Source organism: Vibrio sp. 10N.222.48.A3, from assembly GCF_041475345.1.
GTDB lineage: Bacteria > Pseudomonadota > Gammaproteobacteria > Enterobacterales > Vibrionaceae > Vibrio > Vibrio tasmaniensis_A.
The window spans coordinates 1-3704 of record NZ_JBFRVX010000666.1; the positions used below are offsets into that span (position 1 = coordinate 1).

The following is a 3704-nucleotide window of genomic DNA, read 5'->3' on the forward strand; positions in this document are numbered from 1 at the left end:
GAACCGGGTGTCTACTACACCTGCAAATTACGCACTTTGGTACACCTATGTTGACAATGCTATCCCACAGCTGACTAAAGACATGGATGGTATCTTGGAATACTATGGCATTTGTCCTCCAGCCGTTGGTGAGCAGCTTTACAATAATTATGTTGCTAGCAAGTCTGAAACGAATATCAATGACCTCCGCGCTAATTTAGAGTTGTTGGTCTCGGAAGTTTCGAATTCGATGAATGACACACTGACCGATACCTCTGCTTTTTCTGAGATGATTGATAAAAGCTTCGAGGATTTGGCCCGCGTTGACAATGAAAGTTTATCGATCGATGAAGTCATGTCTTTAGTTCGTCAGTTAGTTTCTGAATCTCGTCATATTCGTCACTCTACTCAATTTTTAAATTCTCAGTTGAATTCTGCAACATCAGAAATCACTAAGCTAAAATCTCAGCTGGTAGAAGTGCAGAAAGATGCACTCTTTGACAGCACAACGACACTCTATAACCGTCGCTCTTTCGACCGTGATATAGAAACCCTGTGTGAAGCGAAACAACCTCTGTGTTTGATTCTTCTCGATATCGATCATTTTAAAAACTTCAACGACACTTATGGCCACCTATTTGGTGACATGGTTCTTAAAGGCATTGCGCGCAAATTAAAACAAATGTGCCGTGAAGGTATTTCTGCTTACCGATTTGGTGGTGAAGAGTTCGCGATAATCGTGCCAAACAAATCATTACGCATTGCACGCCAGCTTGCTGACACCAACCGCCGCTCTCTAGAAAAGCTATCGATTAAAGATCGTCGTAGCGGGCAACAGGTAGGTAGTATCACCGCATCGTTTGGTGTTGCTGAACTTGAACCCGGTGAATCGGCACAATCACTGATCGAACGCGCTGATAAGCTACTTTACGAAGCGAAGTCACTTGGTCGAAATAGAGTGATGCCGCTGTAATCTGCAATCATCTAAAAAAATTACAGTTAAACGGCGTACTTACTAAGCTCTAGACTCAAAAATAGACTCGCAATTAACATCGAAAGCAAAAAGCCCCAATCAATAACCAGTAGGTTAATCGTTGGGGCTTTGTCGTTTATGCATAGTCGTCAGTGTTTAATGCTAAATACATTCAGAGTGTTTAGCACTACACTGGCTCTACATCTTTCATAAAAACCAAAGATGTAGCTGTGACATTAAAGGGCGTAGCAATAGTTAAGACAGTAATCTTCACCACTCTTAGCTCGGAACTCTTTGTCTTCGCTGCATGCTTTTGGTTTGCCCTTCTCATCACCTTGAACTAAGCTGATCCAGTGACGTATTGCTGTAGTGATGCCTTGACGCTCAGTATTCGTTTGTACCGCTTCCATTGGCGACTGGCCAAACGTGGTGCACGACTCTAACTGAATATCATCGATATCGACCAATTCAATACACCCCGTCCCTTTATGACAACCAAACATCACTTCTAAATGGCTTCCACTGCTATCTCGGAACAAGATTGAGTCTGGGTCACACTTCTCACCCATGTAAGCTACAAACTGCTTAGGGTGCTTTAGACCGCTGTGTTGGCCATCTTTGAAATAAGCCATGATATGACGGTAATCAACTACATAGCTCGTTACATCTTGATGTGAGCCGTTCTCTAATGGGAACAATCTGTCTAGCAGTTGCTTCGCTTTGAGTTGCTTCTCAGTTTGCTGTTTGGCACTGATAGTCTCCACGGCAAAGACAGCTTCAGCGATAAATGGTTTTGTTTGTTTTTGGATTTCTGTTTTATCGAATGTCAGCATATTCATAGTCTTTCCCTCTTGACCAACCCGGTGAACATTCACCGATTTTTATAGCAAAAATGTGTCCTAGAGCAATTATTCCAAACTAACGTTTAACTTATTTGTCATTTTGTGAATTGCTTAGTTTGTAGACTAGCGCTTTTTTGCCTACAATTTCACAACAAAAATTTTACAATGTGAATTTTACAAATATGGCCTTGTCAAAAAGTTTAGTTCGTCAGTCTCATTTCCTAGGTACGAAAATACGTAACCTAAGAAAACGTAACCATTTAACGATGGAAGATCTGTCTGCGCGTTGTATTAGAATCAACCCAGAATACGCACCTTCCGTTTCTTACCTTTCAATGATTGAACGTGGAAAGCGCGTCCCAAGCATCGATATGCTAGAAGTAATCGCGCAGGTCTTTCAGAAGAACCCAACCTGGTTCCTTGACGACGAATCTGAACAACAAGCCATTGCTCCTGATAAAGGGAATCGTGGTGGGATAAGTGGCATGGCACTCGAGCCTAGCTTTCTTTTCTCCAACGACATCCTGCAAATTGCAATTCCAGAGATGCTATCTCAAACGGGGATCTCAGGCCGCCAGTTTGCACACCTCTTAATTCGAGCACACCAAGAAAGCAATCAGAACCACTTCCCTGACCTTGAGCGCGCAGCGGAAGAAGTTGGCTTAAAACGTCTTAACCTCAGCGTAGAAGATCTGATAGACATCGCTAGAAGCCTAGAAATTAACATCCGTTGGGTAACACGCACACCGAAAGACGTTGTTGATGAACTCGGAATTAATGCCAAACAGCTAGTCACTTCGTTCTTTGAACCTCCTAGCACAATCTTCTTAAACGAAATCCTGAAAGAGTACCCCACTCGTCTGAAATACGATTTATCGGTCTATATTGGCCATTGTATTCTGCATAGCAAAGAAGGCTTAAAGAGTGTGTTGTCGGTCGGCAACAACAACACATGGGACGACAACCAGGTTTCAGGCTCTTCGCAACTTAATTCTCAAGATATTCTTCAAGCATGGCGAGACTTTGAATCTAGCTTCTTTGCTGGCGCACTTCTTTGCCCCAAAGTTCCATTTAGACAGTTGCTTGACCGCACTGGTTACGAAATCGACGTTCACAAAAGAGCGGGGGTTTCCCCCTCTGTTGCTATGCGTCGAATGACGGTAGTATCGCCCTACCCTCACTGGCACTACTTTGATGCTTATGGGCCAGGGAAACTCAAGGCGGTGTACCGCGGGAACGGGATTCCACTGCCTTGGGGAAATATGAGAACTGTTGCCGACCCATGTCAACATTGGGCTGTGTTTCGTCGATTGTCAGAACCTCGCGCAGGGAGTTCGGCTCAAATATCTATTTTAAATGTGGGTGATGAACCAAGAATCTACTGTTGTGAATCCATCAATATGACGGATCCTGCAGGTAACAATCGCGTATTGTGTGCTGGCATAGACCTTAACCCTGCAATTGATGCACAAGGCGGTAATTCAAGAGACATTGCAGAGCAACTTAAAGCATCATGCGTTAACAATGGTGGCTCTGTGGTAATCCCGCGTAACATCAAGAAAGACCTCACGACAATAGCCAAGATTCTAAATATAAATTGGATTGAACGTGGGATTGAGACAGAGGCTAGGCTTATCTGCTCCCGAGGTGGAGAATGCCCGCGCCAACCAAGCTGTTACTCAAAGTGTGGTGAGTGTTAGCGCAAGAATGGTATGAGCATGATTAGTAAATTGTCGTGCTCTGCTTGTTTTGCTTTAGCTAACTGCACTTAATAATAAGTGTAGTAATAACAATTAATAAAAAGTAATACCAACAAGTAGAACTCAAAATTCAGGCAAAAAAAAACCAATCACAAAAGGGTGATTGGTCATATATTTTGTGTGAACAATATGGGTTCACTAACAACGTCA

Annotated in this window: 3 protein-coding genes; 2 read left to right on the forward strand and 1 reads right to left on the reverse strand. The window is 43.1% G+C overall.

From position 1 onward, the window contains the following. Positions 1–952 (forward strand): GGDEF domain-containing protein (locus AB4653_RS18050; protein WP_372104903.1); only part of this gene is annotated, 952 nt, incomplete at its 5' end. A gap of 236 nt (positions 953–1188) precedes the next feature. Here AB4653_RS18050 and AB4653_RS18055 read toward each other — a convergent pair. Further along, on the reverse strand, positions 1189–1791 hold the full coding sequence (locus AB4653_RS18055) for a malate synthase (protein ID WP_009845698.1): 603 nt from the start codon (positions 1789–1791) through the stop codon (positions 1189–1191). Between the two features lie 170 nt (positions 1792–1961). On the opposite strand from AB4653_RS18055, the gene AB4653_RS18060 reads away from it, so the two are divergent. Next, positions 1962–3494 (forward strand): DUF3612 domain-containing protein, encoded by a 1533-nt coding sequence (locus AB4653_RS18060; protein ID WP_083784035.1) that lies wholly within the window; start codon positions 1962–1964, stop codon positions 3492–3494. The last annotated feature ends 210 nt before the right edge of the window (positions 3495–3704 follow it).

What these genes read in the sequence shown, in the direction of transcription:
- AB4653_RS18055 (WP_009845698.1), bottom strand. Translation starts at nt 1,791, where the DNA reads ATGAATATGCTGACATTCGATAAAACAGAAATCCAAAAACAAACAAAA.